At 44.3% G+C, this 25,848-nt stretch carries 19 protein-coding genes, 3 tRNA genes and 1 pseudogene; 13 read left to right on the top strand and 10 right to left on the bottom strand.

Annotated elements, in window-relative coordinates; genetic code table 11:
* Nucleotides 1-135: 135 nt before the first annotated feature.
* From CUN85_RS01160 to lonB, 3 genes are read right to left on the bottom strand one after another with little or no spacing between them, the layout of a single operon-like run.
* Nucleotides 136-1,446, bottom strand: coding sequence for a TldD/PmbA family protein (locus CUN85_RS01160; RefSeq protein WP_135388350.1), 1,311 nt, complete (start codon nucleotides 1,444-1,446; stop codon nucleotides 136-138).
* A 5-nt stretch (nucleotides 1,447-1,451) separates the two neighbouring features.
* Nucleotides 1,452-2,783 carry a TldD/PmbA family protein gene (locus tag CUN85_RS01165; RefSeq protein ID WP_135388137.1) on the bottom strand — a complete coding sequence of 444 codons (1,332 nt, stop codon included), beginning with the start codon at nucleotides 2,781-2,783 and terminating at the stop codon, nucleotides 1,452-1,454.
* Between the two features lie 32 nt (nucleotides 2,784-2,815).
* A complete protein-coding gene (lonB, locus tag CUN85_RS01170) occupies nucleotides 2,816-4,717 on the bottom strand; it encodes an ATP-dependent protease LonB (RefSeq protein WP_135388139.1) in 1,902 nt (633 codons plus the stop codon).
* Nucleotides 4,718-4,893: 176 nt separating this feature from the next.
* On the opposite strand from lonB, the gene CUN85_RS01175 reads away from it, so the two are divergent.
* From CUN85_RS01175 to CUN85_RS01190, 4 genes are all read left to right on the top strand, one after another.
* A complete protein-coding gene (locus CUN85_RS01175) occupies nucleotides 4,894-5,343 on the top strand; it encodes a hypothetical protein (RefSeq protein ID WP_135388142.1) in 450 nt (149 codons plus the stop codon).
* 267 nt (nucleotides 5,344-5,610) lie between these two features.
* Nucleotides 5,611-5,687: transfer RNA gene (locus CUN85_RS01180), tRNA-Val, on the top strand.
* Nucleotides 5,688-5,760: 73 nt separating this feature from the next.
* A tRNA-Phe gene (locus CUN85_RS01185) sits at nucleotides 5,761-5,833 on the top strand.
* A 15-nt stretch (nucleotides 5,834-5,848) separates the two neighbouring features.
* Nucleotides 5,849-5,920: transfer RNA gene (locus CUN85_RS01190), tRNA-Gly, on the top strand.
* Between the two features lie 64 nt (nucleotides 5,921-5,984).
* Here CUN85_RS01190 and CUN85_RS01195 read toward each other — a convergent pair.
* Nucleotides 5,985-6,722 carry an endonuclease NucS domain-containing protein gene (locus CUN85_RS01195; protein WP_135388144.1) on the bottom strand — a complete coding sequence of 246 codons (738 nt, stop codon included), beginning with the start codon at nucleotides 6,720-6,722 and terminating at the stop codon, nucleotides 5,985-5,987.
* Nucleotides 6,723-6,945: 223 nt separating this feature from the next.
* On the opposite strand from CUN85_RS01195, the gene CUN85_RS01200 reads away from it, so the two are divergent.
* Together CUN85_RS01200 and CUN85_RS01205 are read left to right on the top strand one after the other, a co-directional pair.
* Nucleotides 6,946-7,140, top strand: coding sequence for an MM0924 family protein (locus CUN85_RS01200; RefSeq protein ID WP_135388146.1), 195 nt, complete (start codon nucleotides 6,946-6,948; stop codon nucleotides 7,138-7,140).
* A 709-nt stretch (nucleotides 7,141-7,849) separates the two neighbouring features.
* Nucleotides 7,850-8,446: a ferric reductase gene (locus tag CUN85_RS01205; RefSeq protein ID WP_135388149.1), complete on the top strand. Its 597-nt coding sequence runs from the start codon at nucleotides 7,850-7,852 to the stop codon at nucleotides 8,444-8,446.
* Between the two features lie 33 nt (nucleotides 8,447-8,479).
* Here CUN85_RS01205 and CUN85_RS01210 read toward each other — a convergent pair whose 3' ends face one another.
* Nucleotides 8,480-9,895 carry a sodium/glutamate symporter gene (locus tag CUN85_RS01210; RefSeq protein WP_135388150.1) on the bottom strand — a complete coding sequence of 472 codons (1,416 nt, stop codon included), beginning with the start codon at nucleotides 9,893-9,895 and terminating at the stop codon, nucleotides 8,480-8,482.
* A 166-nt stretch (nucleotides 9,896-10,061) separates the two neighbouring features.
* Here CUN85_RS01210 and CUN85_RS01215 point away from each other — a divergent pair, with 166 nt between their 5' ends.
* On the top strand, nucleotides 10,062-12,713 hold the full coding sequence (locus tag CUN85_RS01215) for a cation-translocating P-type ATPase (protein ID WP_135388152.1): 2,652 nt from the start codon (nucleotides 10,062-10,064) through the stop codon (nucleotides 12,711-12,713).
* 50 nt (nucleotides 12,714-12,763) lie between these two features.
* Here CUN85_RS01215 and CUN85_RS01220 read toward each other — a convergent pair whose 3' ends face one another.
* Nucleotides 12,764-13,279 (bottom strand): LabA-like NYN domain-containing protein, encoded by a 516-nt coding sequence (locus CUN85_RS01220; protein ID WP_235856142.1) that lies wholly within the window; start codon nucleotides 13,277-13,279, stop codon nucleotides 12,764-12,766.
* 408 nt (nucleotides 13,280-13,687) lie between these two features.
* Between CUN85_RS01220 and CUN85_RS13470 the strand changes: the two are divergent.
* From CUN85_RS13470 to CUN85_RS01230, 3 genes and pseudogenes are all read left to right on the top strand, one after another.
* A pseudogene (locus CUN85_RS13470) lies at nucleotides 13,688-14,101 on the top strand (DMT family transporter); the annotation flags it as partial.
* A gap of 3 nt (nucleotides 14,102-14,104) precedes the next feature.
* Nucleotides 14,105-14,677 carry a DMT family transporter gene (locus tag CUN85_RS13215; protein WP_235856146.1) on the top strand — a complete coding sequence of 191 codons (573 nt, stop codon included), beginning with the start codon at nucleotides 14,105-14,107 and terminating at the stop codon, nucleotides 14,675-14,677.
* Nucleotides 14,678-14,945: 268 nt separating this feature from the next.
* A complete protein-coding gene (locus CUN85_RS01230; protein ID WP_135388157.1) occupies nucleotides 14,946-16,157 on the top strand; it encodes a hypothetical protein in 1,212 nt (403 codons plus the stop codon).
* A 59-nt stretch (nucleotides 16,158-16,216) separates the two neighbouring features.
* Here CUN85_RS01230 and CUN85_RS01235 read toward each other — a convergent pair whose 3' ends face one another.
* Nucleotides 16,217-18,820, bottom strand: a complete 2,604-nt coding sequence (locus CUN85_RS01235; protein WP_135388159.1) for an S-layer protein domain-containing protein — start codon at nucleotides 18,818-18,820, stop codon at nucleotides 16,217-16,219.
* A 325-nt stretch (nucleotides 18,821-19,145) separates the two neighbouring features.
* On the opposite strand from CUN85_RS01235, the gene glgP reads away from it, so the two are divergent.
* Nucleotides 19,146-20,822: an alpha-glucan family phosphorylase gene (gene glgP / locus CUN85_RS01240; RefSeq protein WP_135388162.1), complete on the top strand. Its 1,677-nt coding sequence runs from the start codon at nucleotides 19,146-19,148 to the stop codon at nucleotides 20,820-20,822.
* Between the two features lie 70 nt (nucleotides 20,823-20,892).
* On the opposite strand, the gene tes is transcribed toward glgP, so the two are convergent.
* The 3 genes from tes to CUN85_RS01255 form a co-directional block, all read right to left on the bottom strand.
* Nucleotides 20,893-22,413, bottom strand: a complete 1,521-nt coding sequence (gene tes, locus CUN85_RS01245; protein WP_135388165.1) for a tetraether lipid synthase Tes — start codon at nucleotides 22,411-22,413, stop codon at nucleotides 20,893-20,895.
* Between the two features lie 458 nt (nucleotides 22,414-22,871).
* Nucleotides 22,872-23,591, bottom strand: a complete 720-nt coding sequence (locus CUN85_RS01250) for a site-2 protease family protein (RefSeq protein ID WP_135388167.1) — start codon at nucleotides 23,589-23,591, stop codon at nucleotides 22,872-22,874.
* Between the two features lie 62 nt (nucleotides 23,592-23,653).
* On the bottom strand, nucleotides 23,654-24,649 hold the full coding sequence (locus tag CUN85_RS01255; protein ID WP_135388169.1) for a TIGR03557 family F420-dependent LLM class oxidoreductase: 996 nt from the start codon (nucleotides 24,647-24,649) through the stop codon (nucleotides 23,654-23,656).
* 249 nt (nucleotides 24,650-24,898) lie between these two features.
* Here CUN85_RS01255 and CUN85_RS01260 point away from each other — a divergent pair, with 249 nt between their 5' ends.
* Nucleotides 24,899-25,096: a PLDc N-terminal domain-containing protein gene (locus tag CUN85_RS01260; RefSeq protein ID WP_135388171.1), complete on the top strand. Its 198-nt coding sequence runs from the start codon at nucleotides 24,899-24,901 to the stop codon at nucleotides 25,094-25,096.
* Nucleotides 25,097-25,186: 90 nt separating this feature from the next.
* Nucleotides 25,187-25,816 (top strand): diacylglycerol/polyprenol kinase family protein, encoded by a 630-nt coding sequence (locus tag CUN85_RS01265; protein ID WP_135388173.1) that lies wholly within the window; start codon nucleotides 25,187-25,189, stop codon nucleotides 25,814-25,816.
* Nucleotides 25,817-25,848 lie beyond the last annotated feature (32 nt).

The following is a 25,848-nucleotide window of genomic DNA, read 5'->3' on the forward strand; positions in this document are numbered from 1 at the left end:
TATAATTTACGTCATTAACAAGCTGGCTGGAAGCTGTAAACCGTTATTATCCTTTTATTTAAGCCAGAAGTATAAAAGCAGAAAAACAATTCAAAAAAGTATAATAATCATGAAAAGCAGGATACGTATGTCTACTTATCCTACCACATTCATTCCTTCTATACTGACAGAAGGTGTAACAATCCCTCCGACCTTGCGTACATCCTTACCTGCCCCGTTCATCTTTGTGAGCATGTCGAATATATTGCCGGATATCATCAGAGATTTGATGGGCTTGTCAATTTTTCCGTCCTTGATCATGAAGGCGTTCCTTGCCTCAACGGAAAAATCTCCTGATATGGAATTTGCGGTATGGGCGCCAATGACAGAGTTAACCAGTATTCCTGTATCTGTTTTTGCAATGATGTCTGTGCCTGTGTGGTCTACGATAAAGTTCCTCGGTCCTACTGAAGGTGTAGAGAAATATGATCCTCTTGAGGCATTCCCGGTACTTTTAACACCATCCTTGCCTGCAGTGTATGAATCATAGAGGTAGGACTGGAAAACACCATTCTCTATGACTGTCGTCCGCTGTGAAGGTACGCCTTCATCATCAGCCTGGCCGGTCTCAATTCCGCCTTCAAGCAGGCCGTCATCAATAATTGAGACCTTTTCGGTAGCTATACTCTCCCCGATCCTGCCAATAAGATTCGAGCGGCCTTTCTGTACGTTATCAGCATCTATGGAAGGCATAAATGCATTTCCGATAAGATCGGAGAATGCGAACGGATGCAGTATGACATTGGTTTTCTGTGGCTCAATGGATACGCCATTCTTTGAACTATCTGCAAGATCTGCAGCATTTTTACCAATATTCAAGAAATCAATGTCATTCGTGCGTGATATGGCAAAGTCATAAGCTGTTGAGGCGCTGCCTCCTGTCGTAATGACATCTGTGAATCCGGAGATGCCGGTGGATCTCTCTTCAATTTCGACTCCATTGGTATTCATTACCATACGCTTCCCAAAGCCACGGCTGAAACTACCGGAAGTTACGACAATACCCCTTATCGATTTCGCGCCTTCTAACATTTTCACGGTACAGGATATGCAGTCATCAAGTTCCATTTGCTCCAGTTCGGGGTCCCTTATGCCTGATACGCGTGGATACTCTCCATTGGAGGGCAGTGATTTCCAGTCGGGGTCACTGTCGCGAACCCTGGCAGAGCTTACCGCACTCTTTGCTGCATCCTCTATGCGACTGATGATATTAGTACTGGCAAAACCGACAGCTCCATTGACAATGGCACGAATACCCAATCCCTGTGAGATGTTCTCCTTTGCACCTTCGATCTCATCTTTGCGGATGTCTACTGAGGTCTTATGGTCTTCCATAATAAAGATCTCTGCTTCGTCTGCCCCGCGATCGGTTGCAGCCTTCAGCCCTTTTCTTGCAAGTTCATACATGTCCATCATGCACCACCTACCATAGCTTCTGATACCAGCAGATGCGGGGACCCGTCTGTCACGGGTACCAGCTGTCCGCCTTTGCCGCATCTTCCGGAGTTCATACTGAGATCATTTCCTACCATCTTCACATTATTGAGTATCTCAAGGATCTTTCCCGAAAGTGATACGTCCCTGAGGAGGGTCTTAAGTTCTCCATTCTCAATGAGGTAACCTTTTTCGGCGTTGAACTGGAACACACCTTCGCCGGTATTCACCTGTCCGCCTCTTGAGCCAATGAGGTATACACCGTCACCGATTTCCTCAAGCATTTCTTCAAACTTTGATTTACCGCTATCGATGTAAGTGTTGCTCATCCTGACGATTGGTCTGGAATGTCCCTGTGCTCTGCTATGTCCGGGCCTGCCGCCGAGTTTTGCAGCTGTTTCCCTGGAGTGCAGGTATGAGTTAAGTACTCCGTCCTTGATCACAACGGTCTCTTCTGACTGGGCACCTTCGTCGTCAAAAGGATAATAGCCGTATTCATGTAATGTAGGGTCGTCGATGACATTGATAAGTGGTGATGCGATCTCCTGACCTATCCTGTTCTCCAGTATGGAGCTTCCCTCCAGCACAAGATCAGCCTCGGATGCATGTCCCACGGCTTCATGTGCAAAGACGCCAGCCAGTTCCGGATCAAGTATCACTGGCATATTACCGCCCTTTGCCGGCTTTGCTTCAAGGAGCTCCAGGGCGGTTTTGGCTGCTGATTCTGCAAGTGCGAAAGCATCATACTTCTCGAACAGTTCATATCCCGTAACACCAAATCTGCTTTCACGCCCTGCCTGGTACATGCCGTTCTTTGATGCAACGGCACTTATGGCAAAACCGGTTCTGGTTATGTCATATTCTCCTTCGATACCAGTCGAATCGGAATACATCATTTTATAGGTAGATTCATTGTAAACGGCACTGACACTTGAAATATTATCAAGTTTCGCTCTTTTTCCAATCTCGTTCAATTGGCTGACCTTTTCTTCAAGGGAAATGTCCCTTGGATCAATCTTCACTTTAGGCAGGTTCCTGACCACAGGTTTTACAATGTCCATCATCTCTACTTTTTCTTTGGAAGATCTCTCGTTCATGCCCCTGGCAAGTTCTGTTGCTGCTCTGATCGCTTTATTGAGATCGAAATCTCCGTCTGCTGAGGTCATTCCCCATGATCCTCCACTCAGAGCTCGAATGCCTGCTCCTTTAGTATAGTTCACGGATACTTCCTTTATATTCCCGTTATCAAGAATAATGGATGTTGTTGTTCCTTCAATTATCTTCGAATCAAAAAAGTCTACTTCAAACATGTTTACACTCCCGTAAAAAGTAAAGTCCCTGTTTAGACAGGGACTACATCGGGCAGATCAAGATTCAACTTGAAATTAGCCAGGTTCTGGAGCTTTTCCACGATGCGGTTCTTTTCAGGTCCTACAAAACTGTGCTCAATGACCTCTACAATAGTTGTTACAGGTATGATCTCGATCTTGTCCCTGTAAGCTTCTTCTATCAGGACATCATCCTCGTTGGATTTCGGAATGATCACCTTTTTAATACCTGCCTGTGCTGCTGCTTCTATCTTATATGTCACACCACCGATAGGCAATACGTCTCCGCGCACTGACAGTGAACCTGTCATTGCCACCGACTGGTCGATAGGTATGCCTTCAATTGCAGATATGACTGCTGTGGCAATCGAGATTGACGCACTGTCACCTTCAACTCCTTCATATGTACCTATGAACTGTATGTGGATGTCGTGGTTTATGACATTCTTCCCGGTGATATTCTTGATCACAGCTGACACGTTCTGCACGGCTTCCTTTGCAATATCCTTGAGCATACCAGTGGCGATAACGCGCCCTTCGGAGCTGGACTGTGCAGGTGTGACTTCTGCCATTATGGGCAGTACTATTCCCGAATCTCCGCCCATGACTGCAAGCCCGTTGACCCTTCCCACAGCTCCGCCCTTTTTCTTGAAGAGCTGGTAATCCTTCTTGCGTTCAAGATAATTATCAGCAAGCTGCTGCTCTATGGACCTTGCCATCTTCTTGGCTGCAAGCACATGTTTCTCTGTGACAGTTGTAACTTCTTCTGATTGTGCTATATCTCCTGCCACTCTTATAAGACCACCGAGGTCACGCAATTTGAGGGTAAGATGACCTTTTCTCCCGGCTCTTCTTTGTGCCTCACGTATGACCTCATCCACCGCACCCTTATCAAAGGGCGGGATGTGGCCGTCTCTCATTACTTCCTGCGCAACGAACCTGACAAGGTTCTTACGGTTCTCAGGCGTGTCCAGCATGGATTCGCGCATGAACAGTTCATATCCGTATCCTTTGATACGGGATCTGAGGGCAGGATGCATCTTTTCCATTGCATCCAGGTTTCCGGCCGCAACCATGATAAAGTCGCAAGGCACCGGTTCGGTCTTTACGAGTGCACCCGAACTTCTTTCTGACTGGCCTGTAATAGGATACTCCTTTTCCTGAAGTGCTGTCAGCAGGCTCTGCTGGGACTCAAGGTTCAGAGTGTTGATCTCGTCGATGAAGAGCACACCTTTATGTGACTTGTGGATGTCTCCGCTCTCTACCCTGTCATGTGCAGGGGTCTCAAGCCCTCCTGACTGGAACGGGTCGTGCCTTACATCTCCAAGAAGTGCGCCTGCATGGGTTCCTGTGGCATCGATAAATGAAGCATGCTCTTTCTGGTAATTGGAAACGATCATCTTTGGGATCATCTGTTCTTCCTTGGGCATGAACTGGCGTGTAAGAAGTAGTATCATGATCGCTGCAATGATTCCCCACAGGAGCTGGCCGACATAGAATGAATATATGATGATACCGAATACCAGTATCATCATGAGCATATTTCGCGACTGGACCTTTTTCTGTGCTTCCATCTTGTGAGCCATCACGATCTCCCGGCCCTTGCCAGCAGGAACTAACCTTATCTTGGGATTGTTATTGTCTTCCGGATTAGGATAGGCAAGTATGTCCTGCAGCTCTTCCTTTGGCAAAAGCTCTGCCATTGCTTTGGCAAGCAGTGATTTTCCGGTTCCGGGACTCCCTATCATCATTACATGTCTTCTCTGGCTGGCTGCCTTTTTAACAACCTCTACTGCATGCTCCTGTCCTATGATCTGGTCGATCATCAGTTCAGGTACATCTATGGAGTCAGTTGTATCAAAAGTCTCTCCATAGAGTTCTATCTTTTCACCAGAAGTAGTTATATCGTTCTCCATAGTCTACTCACAAAGTTTATGGTTTGTTCTGAGGTACGTACAAAATATATACTTGACGGTTTTTAAGTAATTTGTAAATATCATTATATGAATGTACCTGCAAGTAAAAACTTATAAATACTAACGCATTCCGGCTATAAGAACCTATTTATTATCCCAGGGGTATATCTGGTATCATGAAACCGGCTCCATTGCTATTTTTCACAGTTATCACTTTGATTTTCTCATTATCCATCACAGGATATGCTTTTTCAACTGAAGGGCAATATATACACTTTAAGCAGATGTCTGTGGAGTTTGACGGGACGGATGCAGAAGTGACTGTGTACTATGACCTCAATATGTTCTCCCGTTTATATGTTCTGCTGCTTGGAAGTTATAACCTTGAGTCTACACTGGAAAACGTTTTTTTCGATTTTGAGGATGTAAGTGTGATGGAGATCGGGAACAATCGTGCAGTCCTTTATGTGGAAGATATATCCCGGCAGAATTCGGAGTATTATCTGCACGATTCACATGACCTTGGGGCAACTGTGGATGTGCTGACAATGATCTATCCTGACGGCTCATCGAGAAGCGTACCTTATGCAATATCAACTCCATACACTTTCTATGGCAATGACTGAGCAAGACACAGGGCTGTACGCGAACTCAGTCTGGTCATATGTCAATATGCAGGTATGCCGGATATCACCATTTCGGGTAATTATCAGTATGAAGTTCTTCGATTCATTTTTAGTATATAAAGAAGCATGAAATATTCTTTTCAACCCAAAAGGTTTATCAACAATAATGCATTATGAGGGATGCTGTTAAGCGCCTGATGCTTGCGGTAATGTCCGGGAACGGATTTACATATAAAAATCAGTGCTTACAGACAATTGCAAATCGATGGGCTCGTGGTCTAGCTGGTTATGACGTCGCCTTGACATGGCGGAGGTCGGGTGTTCGAATCTCCCCGGGCCCACCACAAAATCAAAACTGTCAAATGACAGTTAAGTTTAAATCTGAAAGCAGCATTAAGGTGCTTGCTGACCCTGAAGGCCCAGGTAGCTCAGTTGGGAGAGCGCTGCCCTGAAGAGGCAGTTGTCCCCGGTTCAAGTCCGGGTCTGGGCACCTCGATCCAGTAGCACATCAGTAGTGTAGCGGTTATCACCGGGCGTTGCCAACGCTCGAACCCGGGTTCGAATCCCGGCTGATGTATGCTATTTCTTATTAAACTTGTGACATCACTGTATCTTGCACACTTGTACTCAGGCACTTCTGGTTACGCTTTTTTCTCCAGGCTGAGTGTATAAACTTCTACTCCTGCACCCTTGCAGGCATTAAGCCTGCTTTCTGATATCTTTGCGCAGACAATACCTAATCTTATCCTGTCTCTGGTTATCCCGAATTTTTCCGAGTAGGTAACGAACCTCTGTACCTGGCCTATGGCGTTGTCCCTGGCCTCTATTTCGATTTCTATCAGGAGATGTTCTTCATCCTTGCTTATGAAAACCGCGTCAATCCTTCCACCGCTGGTCTCAACTTCGGTATCCATAAATACCAGCCCTTCTTCAATAAGTTCGGGAAATGTAGAGATCATGTGTGAGATGTCTTGTTCAGAAATGGACTCCTGGTCGGTTACATGGCTCACATCGTCGGCCTTTATCATACTTTCCAGGTGGGATATGATATCGATCCTTTTTTTATTAACCTCATGAGGATACACATTTCTGGGTCGCTTATCCTCTGTCTGAATCAGTATTCCATTCTTGCTGATTTTCTTATTACGGGAGACCGGAAGGGCACCGCCACCTTTACTGACGACGCCTATGCCGTTTTTCCTGCTGATCAGGCGAATAGATTCTATCAGTTCTTCCTTGTCAGTTCCGGTAAGTTGTTCAATATATATCCGCTCGTAGTTAATGCCATGTTTTTCCTTCAGGCTTTCAAGCAAATCTGTATACTTCACCGTTTCTTTTTCATCATTTTCCCGATTTACGTATAATTTGTACTCTAACATCTCTCTCTCCATGGAAAGTGGTCCAAAATGGGTAAGGAATCTATTCTGTGCAGGTATTTAAATTGATTCTAGGGAAGAATCTGTCACTTGGAGTGGGAAATAGTGTTGGGCCGGTTGTGGTGGTTGATAAGGTATAAATAAAATAACGTATCCTTTCTAAAGGGGGGACGGATACTATAATACATTTAATTGGGATCCGTTTTGGCCCGGGGAGATGTAATGAATGAAGCAAGCTTTTATTGAAAAGTACTATATGGACAAAGATGTTGAAATTGACATCGGAGGAGAAGATAATTACCGGGGTATAGTTGCAGAGTGTAACGACGGGATACTTAGCCTCATGTGGGACATAGCTGATGAGGGCTACACTCACATAGATATAGACGACATCAGGGCGATCTGGAAACAGAAAAAGTAGATTGCTTGTAATATTTTCCGTTTACTCGTTTTCTTTTTTTCAGGATGCCGGCAGCAGGCATTGAATCTACTGTCACAAGTGAAGGGTTGCAGGGAACCTTTTCTATTTTAAAGTTGTTTACTGTTTCTGTCATATCAGGTAAAGATCAACAAAAATAATTGCTTGTGTTATAAGGTCATTGTTGTTGATCTATAATGATTATCGGGCATCCGGTCCCCTGGTATATTTCTATGGGTTTGGTTTGTATCCAGGTGGACATTCATGACACGGGGTTGCAAAGACGGGCGATAATAGCGGATTTGCAGGATATGTTGTTTAGTGACTGCATCTCAGCGAGTTGGCGATGCTGCTGTCTTCATGCCAACTTGCATCAAAAAGAGTGCAGGTAACATCCTGTGGAAGTTTTAATTAACTGTCCCTGGTGTGGTATAAAGTTATTAGAAGCTGAAAAAGGTGTTCAGCAATGTAAAGAATATGGATATTTGACTAAGAAAGTATGGATATACGCTTAACTGTGTATGGGATAATTTTAATCATTCTGTGAAATAGGCTTGATGGAGTACGTTTCGCAAATATGGCCGGTTAAATGTATATCTCCGAAAGACTACAAAGAAATGCCTGAAAACGTATCTGATTTTTTTCTTTTTGTCTATTTTAACCCGGAAAAATCAGTTAAATACATATTGTTTGATCAGGGAATATTACAAATATGAAATATGAAAGTGGGGTAATCATATCTTTTCTGGTTATAGTCCTGGGGATAATATTGTACTTCCTGTTCCAGGAAAGCGACATCGCAGTAAGAATGACTGCCAGGGCAGCAGGGCTTCTCGGGTACTTTTTTTTGTTCCTTGCAATATTGTCATCTGAATACCTGGCAAGCATAAGGAAAACGTTCGGCAGATCTTTTATCAATGTACATCATCACCTTGCGAGGGTGGGAGTTGCTCTCGTACTGGTCCATCCCATAACCGTGGCTTACCAGTTTGGTCTGAGTGCGTTCCTGCCAGTCTTCTATCCTTTGGCAGAGTTTCTCAGACTTGCAGGAAGGCCGGCTTTCTACATTATTCTTATAGCTGTCCTGGCAGGCATTTACAGGAAAAGGATCCCTAAGAACTGGAGGTCCGTCCATGCATTGAACTATCTTGCATTCTTAATGGTTTTCATTCATGCATGGCTCATCGGTACCGACCTTCAGAACCCGGTGATGCAGCTTATCTGGATCTCAATGGCCCTTATTGTAGTTGCTGTATTTATTCACAAGCATCTTATTTCCGCACCCGGTCGCAAGAAGGGCAGGAAGTAAGGCATCAAGTCATAAGATGTTGCCTTCGCCCTGTCATTTCCTGCCGAAGTAGAAGATTCCCAGCCCTCCCCATAGTAGCATGAGGAATGTTGCTAATATGAGTACAGGTGTCGGGCCCAGGTAGAATATGAGTGGTACCGAGGCTGCCGTAAACACGCCACCGCCAACTATCGGTTCGAAAAGGAGCTGTTTATAGCCGAATCCCTCAAGAGCGGGGGACTTATTGTCGGGATCTGCTATTCTCATAAGCAATAGGCCACTGGCAGTCATTCCCATGGACTGTCCGAAATTACCTATGCCTCTTTCGAACCAGTATGAAGGCATCATCCTTGGTCCGAGGAATAAAAACGCTACGATATTCCACACAATTCCAACCGTCGCAAGGACGACAAACGGCATCAGGTTATTGCCTATCACACTCAGTGACAGTGTGGCGATTGCGCTGGTGATCAGTACGTCAAGTGATAGCCCCTGGATCCTCATCATAAGCCCCCTGTCCAGTGTCTGATGCACATCGAATCTGTCAAGGAATGCCTGAAGGATGATCCCTCCTATCATTGCCAGGGGAAAGAGCGGTATATGGGCCAGGAGGTACATGCCTGTTGCCTGCCCCCAGGTCGCCTCCTCGATTTTGATCAATATCTGAAGGATCATGTATCCTATTCCAATGGCAACACCCACATATGCAAAATGCAGCGACATGGGCTCAATAGATTCGGGTCTTGTCGTTATCATCCCTGCAGACTCCCTTGCATCAAAGTCGATGATGCCGGTCTGCCGTTTCTCATCAAGGGAAATCTGGGAGGGATTTTTAAGTACTTGTGTTTTGCCGTTCCTGGCACCATAGTTCAGAAGCACTATCCCGAATACAACACCAAAGAGAATTCCTACGGTTGCAAGTCCTAAAGCCAGATCTGCCGCCTCTGCAAATCCAAGTTCTTCAAAGGTTGTGGCCATGCCTGCCGCAGTACCATGTCCTCCCTCGAATGATATCTCTATGAGGGCACCTGCCATAGGGTCAATCCCATAAAGAGGGCTCAGGATGAGGATGGTCGCCAGTATCCCGAACACGTACTGTCCCCATGCTATGGTCTGTCCGTGAGCTATCTGCGGGCCTGCTATGTGCCATACTTCCCTGATACCGGGTATCTTCTTTCCAAGGAAGAGTGTCGCAAATATTATACTGATGAAAATGCCGGGCAAAGCTTTCCATACATTAAGCATCTCTTCCGGGAACATTCCCTCCGAAAGGAAAGTGCCGGAATATCCTGCCCATGAAATTAAATTGCCCATGACCTCGGAACCCAGGAACAAAGCAAGGAATCCTCCTATCAACGAGCTTGGGATAAAAAGCGTTTGAAGGGTAGGTGACATGAGTCTTATCCATTTACCCAGAAGCAAAACAATTCCAAGCACTAAAAAACTCATTCCGATCATGGCAGCCGACACAAGATAACCTCCTGTTGCTTTGCAGGATATATTCTAAAAAGCAACGAGTCAAGTTTGTCCGGTAACTTATATACTATTTTTGCTTCCTCCGGATTTTGTGTGATCAGGGCAGGAATGTGTTCCTGCAATGATTAGTTATTTATCATTTCAGGCATCTCTTTTTGTTATGGGTGAAGAGCAGTGGTGCAGTATACATTCAGACGATGTCTTCAACTTGCTAAATAGCCATCCCGACGGCCTGAGTCCGGAAGAGGCAGAGATCAGGCTTGCACGGGATGGATATAATGAGGTATCTTCCAAACAAGAGCATGGTTTTTTTTACCGTTTCTTTAAGCAGTTTGCAAGTCCCCTGATCTATCTGCTTCTCGCAGCTGCTGCTATTACATTTATTCTGGAACTGTATGTCGACGCGATAGTTATACTGCTAGTTGTACTGGCAAATGCAATAATAGGTTTTATACAGGAAGGGAAGGCTCAGCATGCCCTTGAATCCCTTTCAAAGCTGCTGGTGCCCGAAGCAAGGGTCCTGAGGAGTGGAATGAGCAAGGTATTGCCAAGCAGGGAGCTTGTTGTAGGGGATGTTGTACTGCTGGAGGCCGGGGACAGGGTCCCTGCTGATGTGAGGATATTCTATGCGAAAAATCTCAGGGCTGATGAATCTATATTGACAGGTGAATCAGTACCTGTGGAAAAGAGCACTGACTCTATAACGACGGGCTGTGTTTCTTTTGGTGACCAGAAGAATGTTTCCTTTGCCGGCACTCTGGTCAATCAGGGTCAGGGGAGAGGCATTGTAGTTGCCACGGGTAATCGGACTCAGATAGGCAGGATATCCGAATTCATCAGGGAAAGTAAGGAGATGTCCACTCCTCTTCTACGTAAAATGGACCATATGAGTTATGTGCTGTCTGCAGTCATCGTGGCTATAGCGGCGCTGACCTTTGCAGTAGGTCTATTCAGAGGTTACGGAGCAGTTGAGATATTTATGGCTTCTGTAAGCCTTGCCGTTGCGGCTATTCCTGAAGGATTGCCTGCGGTCATAACTATATCAATGGCCATCGGTGTAAACAGGATGGCTGCAAAGAATACAATTATCCGCACGGTCCCCGCCGTCGAGACCCTTGGCAGCGCCACTGTGATCTGTACGGACAAGACTGGTACTCTCACAAAGAATCAGATGACCGTGACCCGGATATATGCCGCAAGCCGCTGGTATGAGCTCACTGGCACGGGCTATGTTCCGGAAGGTGATTTCCTGCAGGATGGGGTAAGTATCGACCCAATGGCTGACAAAGCCCTTATGAACACATTAAAGGCAGGTGTCCTGTGTAATGATGCCTCTTTTAAAGGTGTGGATGATATTGATGGTGATCCAACGGAAGGTGCGTTACTGATATCTGGCCTCAAAGCCGGGAAATTCTATCTGCCACGGAAGGATATCGTACCTTTCGAGCCGGAAGAGAGATTTATGGCCACCTTGCACGAAAATGAAGATGGTTCTAAGAGCATTTATGTAAAAGGTTCTCCCGAGAAGGTCCTGGATATGTGTATCTCTCAGTTCGACGGGCAGCGTGCAGGTCCGGTGGATGCGGAAGGTATACTCGGGGCATCTGAACAGATGGCTTCAGATACATTGAGGGTGCTGGGAATGGCATACAAGGATGTGCCTGCAGATGTGGAAAGTATAGAAGCGGAGGATATAAAAGAACTTGTATTTCTTGGTCTTCAGGGTATGATGGACCCTCCCAGGGAAGGAGTCACAGAAGCCATTGAAAAATGCAAAACCGCAGGTATCAGGGTCATAATGATCACAGGGGACCATCTGAGAACGGCCTATTCCATCGCCACGAAAGTGGGTATAGAAACAGAGGGTGCCCTTTCCGGAAAAGATGTGGGGAATATGTCCGATGAGCACCTGGGGCAGCGCCTGGATTCGGTATCTGTATTTGCAAGGACCTCTCCGGAGGATAAACTCAGGTTAGTCCGGCTTCTCAAGGATATGGGGGAGGTGGTTGCGGTTACAGGTGACGGGATCAATGATGCACCTGCCCTTAAAACAGCCGATATCGGGATATCAATGGGCATTACAGGTACAGAGGTTGCAAAAGAGGCTTCGGATATGGTGCTGGCAGATGACAATTTCTCTTCTATCGTATCGGCTATCGAGGAAGGGAGGGATGTTTATGGCAAGATACAGAAAATATTGCTATGGACACTTCCCACAAACGGCGGGCAGGCCCTCTCCATAGTGGCTGCGGTACTTCTGGGACTGACACTGCCACTGGTGCCACTGCAGATATTATGGCTTAACACTGTCACAGCCATCGGGCTCGGGGTTCCCATAACTATGGAGCCAAAGGAAAGGGGTATACTAAAAAGGCCGCCAAGGCCTCCGCGTGAACCTGTACTGACGCAGCTGATCAGGAGGAGGGTGGTTTTCGTCTCCTTACTTATCGTTGCAGGTGCATATCTGACGTTTTTCCTGAAAATGGAACGTGGGGGGGATATTGATGCAGCACGTACTGTTGCATTGAATACAATAGTGTTCTTCCAGATATTCTATCTTTTCAATTCCAAATCCCTGCACGATTATGTACTGAGGGATATTCTTTCAAACAAGGCCATGTTATTGGGAATTGCTATCGTGTTAATACTGCAGCTTGTGATCACCTATGAACCCGCCATAAACTATATTTTTTCCACAGCTCCTATTCTGGCTGTTGACTGGCTGATCATAATGCTTGTATCGAGCACAGTATTTTTCCTGATAGAATTTGAGAAGTATTTGTATAAGAATGGGTACCTCTCGCAGGACTGAAAGGATATGTGTCTGGACCGGGGTCAGATATTTTTCAAGATGCCTGGTATCTATTTCCTGCGTAGTATGCTTTCATCCATCGGGTAGTATTCTGTGGCTGAATTGATAAGTTCGGCAGCTGTGTTCCTTTCAAAGGAATATACTTCAACACGCACTCCTGATGCTTTAAGGTGATTTACAAGGGCTGTGAAGTCGCCGTCGCCACTGACCAGTACCAAAGTGTCAACTTTTGAAGCTATCGATATGGCATCAATGGCGATTCCCATGTCCCAGTCTCCCTTTGTGGACCCATCCGGCCTTATCTTCAACTGTTTTGTTCTTGTTTCCCATCCAAAGGTCTTTAACAGATACTTAAATCCGCTCTGGTCCACTTCCTCTGTCTCGACCAGATAGGCAATTGCTCTGACAAGCTGCCTGCCTCCAAGCACAGTGGCAAGCAGCTTATCATAGTCCAGTCTGCTGTCATAATAGATATTCTTGGCAGAATAGAACATGTTCTGTACATCGGCCAGCACTGCCACTCGCTGATCTTTGAAAATGGCTGCTTCGTTTTGAGAATTGAACACAATATTTCATTCCTTAAACTTGATTTTTTAAATTATGGATGTTACAGATATAATATAAATCCTATTATTTCTTTTCTTATCATATAGTTCGATAATTTTTTCGATGTCTCCTTCCTTCTGAAACTAACAAAAGATTGCCGGGATAAATATATTCTCTCTGGTAATTACTACTTTATCTATGTTTAAACCTGATATAATCATAAATAATAGTATGATTGCTTGTTATGGTCTGTTAAATGTCATTATAATGACATTACCTTGTTTAGAATACAATTAAACCTAATTTGTACTGTATATGAGCTTTATAAAGATAAAAATCAATTTTAGAACTCTTATATGCATTAATATTCATTAATAACTTTTTATTATAGATAATTATTTAAATTAAGCGCCTATTCTATGGCGGCCATGAATTTAGAACTTAAAAACAATAATAACTCTTATTTAGAACTCATAATATCATGTACTATCTTTGGATCCAGTGGTATCTTCTTAAACCATATATATGGCATGCAAACAGGATCCATACTATTTTATAGGCTTTTATTCGGGTTTACATTACTTTTAGGTTACCTATTTATCTCAAAAAAGTATGAAGTCTTTCGAATAGGTGAAAAAAAGCGTTTTCTACTTCTGATAGGTATTTTTAACGTAGTTACTACTTATTCTTATTACACTTCCATCAAATACTCTGGTCTTTCAGTAGCAGTACTACTTCTATATACTGCACCTATATACGTAACTCTTCTATCACCACTCTTTCTGAAACAAAAGATTACTCTGCGGGGTATTATATCACTTTTTGTCTCGATGATAGGAATCTCCATGGTAGTGATACCTTCAAATGGGTCACTTGAACAGAACGGTCACCTACTTACAGGAATTATATTCGGCTTGATATCAGGTCTCTCCTATAGTGGGACAATCATGACAGTCAACCACCTGAAGAATGACTACTCAGGCACAGCGCAGCTTTTCTGGTCTACATTCATCAGTCTGATCATATTGGTGCCCTTCGCCAGCAATGTGCCGGAAGCCATCCTTTTACCGAATTTGCCTATACTTGTTATGTTCGGACTTATGACAACGGCGTTCGCTTCCCTGTTATATCTGAACAGCGCTTCGAAGATAAACGCCCAGACTGTGAGCGTTCTGGCATTACTTGAGCCGGTCAGCGGTATAATATTCGGTTTCTTCTTCCTGCACGAACCGATTATACTGAAGACCGTCCAGGGATGCATATTCATACTTTTCGGAGCCTGCATCCTGGTCTGGGATTACAGGACAGTACAGACATATGGAATGAAAGGTCCTTTTGTCTCGTTTCAAACTGCTTTAAAAAGGAGACTCCTGAATATTCCCAGGATCACTTTCATGTTATTGTCCGGAAGATTCTAAGTTATGCTACACTTATAGTACAGTATGACTTCTGATCGGCGATTACAACTTTCAGATTGAAGTATTATCCGTTCAGAAAAAGCCGGTACTTTAATATTCCGGTACACATAAAAAACCTATCAGGGACTATAGGGTTGATCTTGTGAGGTATCTTGGAGTAGATCAGAAGTTAAAAATTAGCAAAGTTATCTTGGCTAATAGTATTCCTAAGATATGGGATATCGCGTACAGACTTTCACGTTTTCTTTTTTTGCGGGACTACGGGTACATGTACAAAAGGTACCTTCAGCTTGATCTTAACAAAAAAGAGTTTGAGATCCGGCTTGGTTCGCTAATAGCCGGGCTACGTCCGCAGTTAAAGAGACGGGCTGTCAGTTATGGCATGGATGGTAAATGCATTGATGTTCTGCTTGCTGATATTCAGGAAGATTTGCTGTTCCAGTTTGAACGATGGACAGATGATGAATATCTTGCTTTTGTTAAAATGATATGTAAGACCATGCTGGATGATAAAGGCTCTGAGCACAGGGTAAAGTCACCTGGGGTTGTGGAAAGTATGCAGGAGGTAGATTCTCTTAATGGTCCTCTCACGGGAAGATTGATTCTGAATATGTTGGAAAACAGATGCTCCCTAAAAGAAAGGGAAATGCTGAAATTGCTCCGGAGATCAGAAGCTTCCCTGGGATCTACTCATGGACATTCTAACAGTGCTAGCTATGCCAATGGTCTTTATCAGACTTCATCCGGGAGAATAAAGATCCTTCTTATGGACGGCAGTGCGTGGGGAGATATCCGATCAATCCTTCAACATGAGTTCACACACTTCTTTACCCACGAATCCTGCTTTAATACCATCATCAAAGCCTGGCATGTCCCGCAGAGCACATACTTGTCAGAAGATGAGCTGGAGGATATACTTATCAACAATGTTCGTTCTGTTGTTTTACATCTTTACACAGGCAAAGCGCTGAAAATGGAAGAAGTTGAGCAATTCCTCCGCTGGAAAATACCGGTTGAAATAAAACCTTCTGCTGAAAACTTATTCAAAAAAACGGTATGTGAAGAATCTATCAATTCTGTCGTTTTTTGTATGGACGACATTGCTGAACTGGACATCATGAAAGATGATCTGATGGTACGGAATATGACCTTCAGCCTGTGCAACATTCTGGACGAGTCACTTGCATATCTGTCCGAAAAATACACTGGTCTTACCTATGATGCCGGCAAGCTTGCCGTGACACACAGCACAACAGCAAACATCAGGGATTTCGAGAAGATATACAGGTCACTGGAACGCATTACAGCCAATATGAACGAGGAAGATTTCGACACGTTCGCTAAATGCCTGTGTGACAGGTTCCTTAGTATATGGGATCCTTTCTGGGGTATCAAGGAATATGAAGCTGCAGTCGACAGTATACTGGATGTACGGGTCTGTGTTCCTGATAAATGCACCATTAAAGACAAGACACATTAATTAGTAAAAAATAGAAAAGTACCTGCCACAAAGCAGGTACTCAAAAGCCGTTACCTGTTCTAGGTGCGTCTTCTGGTCATCCACAATCCTACTGTGACAATTATCAGCAAGGTGAATGCTACTCCTGGGAAGGGAATTCCCTGCTCTTCAACATCAAAAGTACCATTAAGTGTTCCGATGCTCACATTATAGGTACCTGTTTCATTTCCGACTACAGTGAACTCCACTGACTGGTTAGCACCAGGATCAATTGTGACATTCTCTGTATCTGCCACTTCGCCGTTGACAAGGAGTTCTACTTCTTCCTCACCAGCCTCCAGACCGGTATTCTCAACATTCGCTGTTATTGTGACCTCTTCTCCTGTCTGAACAAGGAGCGGTTCGATGTTCAGGTCCGAGTATGCGAATCTTGCCTGTGATTCCTGTACGTCGATATTCAGCTCAGCAGATAGATACTCATCCGAAGAGGTGGTCAGCTTGTGCATGCCCGGATCACGTGCCGTATAAGTGACAACGCCCTCCTCGTCCGTGGTACCGACGCTTCTGCTATCATAGAGCACTTCCACACCTTCTACAGGATCACTATTGATCAGGGTGACAACTGAAATGTTGATAGTGTCTCCTTCGGTTATGCTTTCAGGTGAGACTTCTATGGCAAGTCTCCTGCTGACATCTTCCGGTGATATCACATCAACTTCAACACTACCCCGGGCAAAGCCTTCCTTTTCTGCCGTGACAGTGAAAGTGCCTGCCTCTTCAGGTGCATATTCTATGGTACCGTTCTCAGAGGTTTCTCCAATATTCGTATCTCCAAACATCACTACAGCTTCAGCTACCGAAGTGCCCCTTGAAGTTACCTCGATGGTAACAGTATCATTCTGCTCGATGGCTCTGGGTATATTGATAGTGAGAGGTTCGGTTGCTTCGGTAGTTACTTCGACGAACGGATAGTACCTCAGAGTACCGGAATCTGCTACCCTGAACGAGATCTCTTCGGTTACATCTACAGTATTATCCCTTGAAAGGGTAACTGAACCGTCGTTCTCCATAACGATCTCAGAGGCTGAGAATGAAGTTATCTCCAGTTCTCCGAAACTGTCACCTGACTGAACTTCTATGTAGTCCTCTGATATCTGGAATATACCCTCGATGAATACAGCATTTGTCTCAGTTCCCCTGAATATGTTCTGGAAATGCACTGTTATTATGGCAAGATCGTCAGTATCACCGACATCTGTCTCGTATACATAATCGCCTTCACCGGACACAATACCAGTATCAACCTCATCTCCATTCTTCTCAAGGGACACAAGTACGGAATCACCTTCAAGGTCAACTTCTTCAATTATCAGCTCGTATCCTTCTTCAAGCACAAGCCGGGAACCTGTGAACAGGGATGTTTCCATATCGCTGTCGATCAGTACCTGCGAGAGCTGGCCACCTGAGAGCAGGCTGTCTTCATCTGCAAATGCAGTGTCATCTGAATAGCCGGCAAAATACTTCTCAGCAAGGAAACCGATGACATTGAATGTACCCCAGTCATCATACTCGAAACTGACCTGTTGCGGTTCGCTCCTGTAGATCAGGCTGCCATCAGGGATCGATCTTCCATTGAGTTCCGTGATCTCCAGTGACTCCGTACCGACCCCTTCATCAATGTTGTAATAGAAACCTGCGAAGTTTAGGGGGGTCCAGGTAAACGCTTCATCCTCTATGACAGTTCCCCTTAGCTCGTACGTGACGGGTTCTGAGATGTCCCTCTCGGGACCGAATCTGAGTATCTCATCATCAGCAACGACAAAATCAAGATTACCCATTATATTGACAGTATTTCCTCTGCTTAATGATATCGAACCGGAGTTCTCCATGCTGATCTCGTCGGAACTGATGGTCTCAACTTCCATTGTGCCAAAATCATCACCTGATTCCACCTCTATATATTCTTCGGATATCTGGAATATACCCTCGATGAATACTGCATTTGTCTCGGTTCCTCTGAATATATTATTGAAATGAACAATTATGACAGGTACGTCTTCTTCCGAACCGAGGTCAGTCTCATATACATAATCATCATTTCCTGCAACTACATCGGTCTCTATCACATCGCCGTTTCTCTCAAGGCTGATAAGTACGCTGTTACCTTCAAGGTCCACTTCCTGGATGTTAAGTTCATAACCTTCTTCCAGAATTATGGAAGAACCCGAGAAGACCGAGAGTTCGTCATCCGTGTCCATAACGATCTTTGAGAGTTCCCCGTTTCCCATCAGGCTTATCGGATCATCTGCAAAAGTCGTATTTCCGTTGTAACCTGCAAAGTATCGTTCTGCCATGAAACCGATGATTTCATAAGAACCCCAGTCATCGTGTTCGAAATCCGTTTCAATCGGAACGGTGGAATATCGCAGGTCACCCTCCTGAATGGACCTGTCACTGTAACTCTGCAGCGTCACGGTCAAAGTCTCGGACCCCTCTCCGGAATCCAGGTCATAATAGAAGCCAGGATAGCTCTGCGCTGTCCATGTGTATTCCAGGGACACGTTCGAATCAGCTGCCCATATCCGGTTGCCTGTAGTGTTGTCCTGAGCAAGAGCCGTTGTCGACATGGCAGCAATTGACAACAACAGACTTACCAGTAAAACTAAGTTAATATCTTTATTCATGTTTAACCCCCAACTTGAATTGTGGCTTATTGTTATAGCAAATAAATTTATACCTGGTCAAGGTATATCAATCTTCTTTATGTTTAAACAATTGTCATTATGTTCCTAAACAGTGTTAAAGAAGAACAGGATATTTCCAACTACATGACATGAATATGTTGATTCTATTCTTATCACTTAGTAAAATATCCACAACCATTTTGGCTTAATGTTAAAAATGCATTAATATCTGATGCCGTCATAATATTTATTCGGTCATTCTATTAATTGCGGGATTTGAAAAAGGCTCGTGAAGTGGTCAGTATATCAGGAGGAGCAGGGTTATATGGATGAATTGAATGAATTTTTCAAAGGGAAGAAGATAGCTTATTTTTCAATGGAAATGGGGTTACAGAATGAGATCCCGACCTACAGCGGAGGCCTGGGGATACTTGCAGGAGATGTTATTAGAGCCAGTGCAGATCTGGGTATTCCGCTTGTGGGTGTCACTCTGGTCAGCAGAAAGGGCCATTTTGCACAACATCTGGATGAAAAGGGAAGACAATCGGAAGATGAGCAAAAATGGTCTCCGGAAGATTACATAAAATTGCTGCCTGCGGAAGTAACTGTTCGGATACAGCAGCGGGATGTTAGGGTAAGGGCATGGCTCTATGAACATAAAAGTCTTACAGAGGAACTAATTCCTGTGATCCTGCTGGACACGGATGTCGATGGTAACTCCCCGGAAGACAGGGGGATCACCGATTACCTGTACGGAGGTGACAGCAGATACAGATTGAAACAGGAGATAATACTTGGTATTGGCGGGGCAAAGATGCTTGATAAGCTTGGTTTGCATATGAGCAAGTATCACATGAATGAAGGGCATTCAAGCCTCCTGACAATGGAACTGCTACGCAGGAACGAAATGGACCCGGGCAGGGTGAAGGAACTCTGCGTGTTCACCACCCACACACCGGTTGCGAGCGGGCATGACAGGTTTTCCTATGATCTGGTGAGAGAACTTATTGAGGGGGAACAGGAGATCGGAGCACTCCGGAAGTACGGAGGAGAAGATGAGCTAAATATGACCGTCCTGGCCCTGAACCTGTCCGATTACATAAACGGAGTGGCTAAAAGGCACAGGGAGATATCGGAAAAGATGTTTCCCGGTTACAAGTTCAGGTCCATTACCAATGGGGTGCATTCCTATACCTGGGTCTGCTCTCACTTCAGGGTACTTTATGACCGGCACATACCTGGCTGGGCCAATGAGCCCGAACTCCTAGTCAGGGTGAAAAATGTGCCCGGAGACGAGATATGGGATGCCCACAAGAATGCAAAAAAGGAACTTATAGATCATGTCAACATGAAAAAAGGAATTGGCATGGACCATGACACCCTGACCATCGGTTTTGCAAGGCGAATGGCGGAATACAAACGACCTGCATTTATCTTCTCCGATCTTAAAAGGCTCATGAAGGTCAATGAAGCAGGTAAAATCCAACTGATATTTGCAGGTAAGGCTCACCCTGCCGATACACGGGGTAAAGAGATTATAGAAGAGATATTCGGTTATATTGAAGACCTTAAGGATACGATAAAGATCGCCTTTCTTGAGAACTATGATATGGACCTTGCCCTGAAAATGGTCTCAGGTGTGGATGTCTGGCTCAATACGCCAAAAAGGCCCTTTGAAGCTTCCGGTACGAGTGGTATGAAGGCAGCTCATAACGGGGTTGTGAACTTAAGTGTGCCGGACGGCTGGTGGATAGAGGGCTGCGTTGCGGGAGTTACAGGTTACTCGATCGGGGCGGGAATAGATCCTGATAGCTCTCCTGAAGAAATAGAAAGGATAGAACGTGATGATCTCTACAACAAACTGGAGTACATAATAATACCGAAGTACTATGACAGGAGAGATGAGTGGATAGCCATAATGAGGAATTCCGTAGAGATGATAGCCTACTACTTCAATTGTCACAGGATGATGCGCAGGTATGTCACAGAGGCATATTTATGACACAGGTAATTGTCACAGGAATTATACCTGCTGACAGGATGTGTCCTGCCCTTTTTTTTAAGTTCCCTGGTCAATTGCCTCTCTCATCGGTAAGGCCAGCAAGGTCTGACTTCTGCTCGTATTTCCCCGGTATATAAGGCTTTGAGAATTTCGTCTCAATGTTCTCACGGTGCAGGGTATTGTATGTGCAGAAGGGTATGACCTTTCCATCAGGTGTCGCATAATGTATGCCACATTGTTGAACACGTTTGATATCGAAGTTGTACATGTCCTGGAAATGCATAGCTCCCAGAAAAAGGCTTTCTCTGTGGAATTGCTTTACTACGTTTGATTCTCCTTCTTTTAAAACGTTGAGCAGCATCTTTGTGACGTTGACACATTTTGGCTCCTTTTTGGAATCAATAAAACCCGGTACTTTGCTCAGTACCTTTCCGATTACCAGAAGGTTGTGGCCGTTATCATTAAGCTCATATGATGCTTCATCTATCATTTCCATAAGGCCTTCAACATCCACGAAGTCCGTTATGGGTACGATCCTGCCGTTGTCTACAAAGAGATATGTTGCTGCTCCGCAATGGGGATGCACTGTCATCTCAGGTAAGGCCTTATGACGGGCTTTTGCAAGGAATCTTGATATCGGTACCACAAAAGGTACAGGGTACCAGGCGTCTCCGGATATCTCTCCCTCTGTCTGTTCCTCTACAAGCCTTGTGAGATCAGGTATGGTGATTCTGTTCTTTTCTCTTTCCTGCTGGCATATTCGTCCGGTAAAGGATACCGGCTGGAAATTAACACCTTTGACAATATCCCTGTTCTCCGCAGCAAACCTGATAATATCTCCTACCTGCTCGTCGTTGACACCCTTTGAAAGCGTAGGAACAAGTGTTATACTGCGTAATCCTGCTTTTCGGGAGTTATCGATTGCTTTTAATTTCAGGGGAAATGCATTGAACCCCCTCATTTTGATATAAGGCTCTGCAGATATCCCGTCGAACTGCAGATACAATGTTTGCATCCCTGCTTCGGCAAGCTCTTTTCCAAAATCGACACTCTGTGCAAATCTGAGGCCGTTGGTAGCTATCTGTATCTGGACAAAGCCAAGCTCTTTGGCCATTTTAATAAGTTCGGGAAGGTCTTCACGAACTGTCGGTTCCCCTCCGGTGAACTGTATGGAGTGGCAGGGTACCGGTTGCTGGTTCCTGAGCATTGTCATCATGTCATATATCTGCTCTTTGCTGGGTTCATATATCCGTCCAGAGTTCCTGGCATTTGCAAAACAGATAGGACAGGACATATTGCACCGGTTCGTAACATCGATGTTTGCAAGGATGGTGCTCGTCCGGTGGGAAACACACAAACCACATTGGAAAGGACAATCGGTATTAAAGCTGATATTCGGGTTAAGAATACCTGAGCCAGTACATGTGAACTTTTCAAATCTTTCAAACATACTTGCATCAGACCAGCAGATGTCCCGAAAAATACCATGATCTACACAATTCTTTTCCATCATGATCCTGCCATCTTCTTTGAAAAGAGTAGCTTCGATCAAATGTCCACATACAGGGCATATCGAGTAAGTGTGTCTCAGATAAAAACCTCACAAATAAATTATCCAACCCACAAATGGATATAGTAAAACGTTGGAAGTTATCTTATATATTCTTTTTTAAAACCCATTTTTCAGGCTATATGGGCGTTACGTAGTTCCTGTGAGGATACACCAGGTCATTAAGGTCTGCTATAGTTACCTATAATCTTAAAATTACTTACGCAACATGATTTCATACTAGTATTTATATGAACATATATACAGTTTTACTTGCGAGAGGGAAGCAGGGAAAGAGTGCCAAAGTGTGGTATAATTGGTATAAACATGTATTGTACCAGCAAATAGCTTATGCATGTGTATATCCTTCAATCCTGACTATAACTTCTGCGGTTTAACCAATAATACTTGTTCTCTCTCGCTATATCTGCCGGTCCGGAGATTAAAACCTGTTCTTTGACATTTTAAATATACCCGTGACACATTTTTATATATCAGGGTCAGAGTTTTCCGTATCTGTTCTTAACTTGTCGTTCTTCTCCGCTGGCACCCATATATACGAAAAAAGCGATCAGAATTAACCAGAAACTGATGAACAAACCTATAATACCCATCAGAAAAGCAAATATCTTCCCAATAGAAGCAGCTTTTTCCGTGGCTTCTACAAAACCCATGCGTTGTGCAAAAAAGGCACGGAGGATGCGTCCACCATCCATGGGGAATGCCGGGATCAGATTGAACAGTCCCAGTATTATGTTTATGTAACCCAGTATAAAGACCATTAGAAAGAAAGGTCCTCCTTCTGATGGTGATACTGTGGGGTTGAAAAGATAATTGAACGCCAATAGTACGATTCCGATAACAATACTTGAAAAAGGTCCTACAAAAGCCATCTTAGCTTCACTTGCCGGGTCATGCAGTTCTTCTTTCATGGATGAGACCCCGCCTATAAGGTAAAGTGTGATCTCACTGATGCTCCCTCCATACCTTAAAGAAAAATAAGAATGGGCCAGTTCATGAGCGAGTACGGAGGCAAAGAGCAGAATCGCTGTTAAAAGTGACAGCAGATATTTAACTGGTTCGGACTCGATTCCCGCAAAGCCGAAGGGTTCCGGCTGTATGGCAAAGATCCATGTAAAGAACGGTAGTACTAGCAGAAAAGAGATATGTATCTTTATAGGTATGCCAAATATCTTTGCTATCTGAAGCGAATTTCTCATTAGTTTCCTTCCTTATTAGTTAAAATAAACTTACTTTTCAGAGATTTATTATAAAGGTTCCATCATGCCGTTTTCCTCAGATGTGGTAGTACCTGCTTCCCATAGTCCTTGATGAACCCGAGCTCATCAGGGCCTGAATAATGGAAATAAATATGAGTGTAACCTGCATCTATGAACTGTTGTGCATATCGAATGTGTTCTTCCGGATCAGAGGAAATGCATGCATTCTGCCTGATCGTATCCTTGCCCACCACTGCACCGTTTTCAGCCGACATCTCTGGTGTATATATCTTATTAAGGAACAAAGCAGGTATCATGGAACCTGCCCAGTATCTCTGCAGGTTTTCTATCGAATCCTCCAGGCGTTCACCGTATGCTACTGTAAGTTCCACTGCTTTTGGCATATTTTTGACATCTTTGCCTGCACGCTTGGCACCGCTTTCGAATTTTTCCAGTATCTGCCTGTACTTCTTGATATGGGAGTCACCTACTGTCAGTAGGCCGTCTCCGTAATATCCTGCGAACCGGGCACTTGCCGGAGCAAGGGAGGAGAAGTATATCGGGATATCCTCTTTCGGTAGAGTATAGATCTTTGCTTTATGGGTACAATAGTAATTACCCTCAAAAGTTATCTTTTCCCCTGTCCATAGCTCACGGATCAGTCTTACTGCTTCCTCAAGCATATCCTGCCTTTCACTGAACTCCGGCCATTCGCAGGTCACGGGATACTCGTTCAAAGCTTCTCCGGTCCCCACGGCCAGATAAGTACGACCGCCTGCCAGGGAGGATAATGTCGCAGTGGCCTGAGCGATTATTGCCGGGTTATACCTGAGGATAGGACATGTCAGACCTGTCCCAAGTTCTATTTTCTTAGTACTTACCGCTGCAGCCCCGAGCCATGTCCAGGTAAAACATGCCTGCCCGTCCTCACTCCACGGATGAAAATGATCGCTTACATTTATAGTGTCAAAACCATTGTTCTCAGCAGTCACCAGCTGCCTGAGCATCTCGGAAGGTGTATACTGTTCCGGTGCTATTTTCAAGCCTAACTTTACCAATACTGATCCCCCACATAATAATGAACTCAAAACACTTAATTTTATATTGATTTCAACCGTATTTAAGATTTAGGCACTGGTAAAAAAACACTCCGGCATTTATAATGTAAATCCCTGAAGCATTTCGGGCCTGGTTTATTTTTCTGAAAGTGCTGCACTCAGGAAATTTCCGGGTTTTTTCTACAGGGCCCAAATAGTTATGTATTTTAAAGTTAGATTTTAAATGGGTAATAAGGGGTAGGTGTACGTATGAGTTTACTTGAAACGACCTGGGGTTTGCTGGTACTTATCTCAGAGATCTGGGTCATATATGATCTGTTCACATACAACAGGTCAATAAGTACAGCAATGAAGATCTTCTGGATACTTGTTGTACTTCTGCTAGGGATAATAGGTGTTGTGCTCTATTATTTCTTCGGGAGAAGGAGATCCGGGAGAAGAAGATGACACACAGCATATGGGTTCGGGCATGATACAGAATCAAAACTGAACTCTGTTTTTTGCTTACAGATAATTGCCTGGAAATCCTTTACGAATATGAGTGATAAAAAATACTTCCTGAAAGGTGAGATCGGGCGCCAGCTGATACATATACTTACAGGTTTTATCTTTCTTTTTATCATTTTCTTATCGGGTAGTTATGCAGCCCTGGTGTTCACAATTCTGCTTGTTGCAGTTATCTTCACATCATTTTTGTTTCAGGAGTTTCCCGTTCCTAAAAAAGCACCGGATATTTTCCGCAGGCTTGGAAGGCCCTTTAAACAAACAGTAAAACTTCAGGGAACCATATTACTGATTTTTGGGGTGCTTACTATTTTACTTCTTTTCCCCAGGGATATTGTCTATGCTTCGGTAGCTATAGTTACCTTTGGAGATTCGATCGCAACCATTGTAGGTGTATCAATAGGTAAACATAACCTTCCATATTCCGAGAACAAGACCCTGGAAGGGACACTTAGCGGAATCGCTTTCGCCTTAGGGGCAGCCCTGCTGTTCGTGACACCGTTGCAGGCATTTCTGGGGTCAGTAGGCGGCATGCTTGTTGAGAGCACTATTGATTTGCATACCGTTAGAAAAGCAAGCCTGAAAGCTTTATCTGAATTTTTCCTGAATGATAATTTCCTGATCCCTGTCTTTTCATCCCTTTTGATGTTTGCAGTCAGATAATAAGTGAGATATGTCCCGGTATCTGGAGTATT

Source organism: Methanolobus halotolerans (assembly GCF_004745425.1).
Taxonomy (GTDB): Archaea; Halobacteriota; Methanosarcinia; order Methanosarcinales; family Methanosarcinaceae; genus Methanolobus; species Methanolobus halotolerans.

Coding starts and splice junctions, on each gene's coding strand:
- CUN85_RS01265 (WP_135388173.1), top strand. CDS start 25,187: ATGAGTGATAAAAAATACTTCCTGAAAGGTGAGATCGGGCGCCAGCTG.
- CUN85_RS01175 (WP_135388142.1), top strand. CDS start 4,894: ATGAAACCGGCTCCATTGCTATTTTTCACAGTTATCACTTTGATTTTC.
- CUN85_RS01235 (WP_135388159.1), bottom strand. CDS start 18,820: ATGAATAAAGATATTAACTTAGTTTTACTGGTAAGTCTGTTGTTGTCA.
- CUN85_RS01230 (WP_135388157.1), top strand. CDS start 14,946: ATGTACAAAAGGTACCTTCAGCTTGATCTTAACAAAAAAGAGTTTGAG.
- CUN85_RS01250 (WP_135388167.1), bottom strand. CDS start 23,591: ATGAGAAATTCGCTTCAGATAGCAAAGATATTTGGCATACCTATAAAG.
- CUN85_RS01260 (WP_135388171.1), top strand. CDS start 24,899: ATGAGTTTACTTGAAACGACCTGGGGTTTGCTGGTACTTATCTCAGAG.
- CUN85_RS13215 (WP_235856146.1), top strand. CDS start 14,105: ATGGTAGTGATACCTTCAAATGGGTCACTTGAACAGAACGGTCACCTA.
- CUN85_RS01200 (WP_135388146.1), top strand. CDS start 6,946: ATGAAGCAAGCTTTTATTGAAAAGTACTATATGGACAAAGATGTTGAA.
- CUN85_RS01165 (WP_135388137.1), bottom strand. CDS start 2,783: ATGTTTGAAGTAGACTTTTTTGATTCGAAGATAATTGAAGGAACAACA.
- CUN85_RS01160 (WP_135388350.1), bottom strand. CDS start 1,446: ATGTATGAACTTGCAAGAAAAGGGCTGAAGGCTGCAACCGATCGCGGG.
- CUN85_RS01205 (WP_135388149.1), top strand. CDS start 7,850: ATGAAATATGAAAGTGGGGTAATCATATCTTTTCTGGTTATAGTCCTG.
- CUN85_RS01195 (WP_135388144.1), bottom strand. CDS start 6,722: ATGTTAGAGTACAAATTATACGTAAATCGGGAAAATGATGAAAAAGAA.
- glgP (WP_135388162.1), top strand. CDS start 19,146: ATGGATGAATTGAATGAATTTTTCAAAGGGAAGAAGATAGCTTATTTT.
- CUN85_RS01215 (WP_135388152.1), top strand. CDS start 10,062: ATGGGTGAAGAGCAGTGGTGCAGTATACATTCAGACGATGTCTTCAAC.
- lonB (WP_135388139.1), bottom strand. CDS start 4,717: ATGGAGAACGATATAACTACTTCTGGTGAAAAGATAGAACTCTATGGA.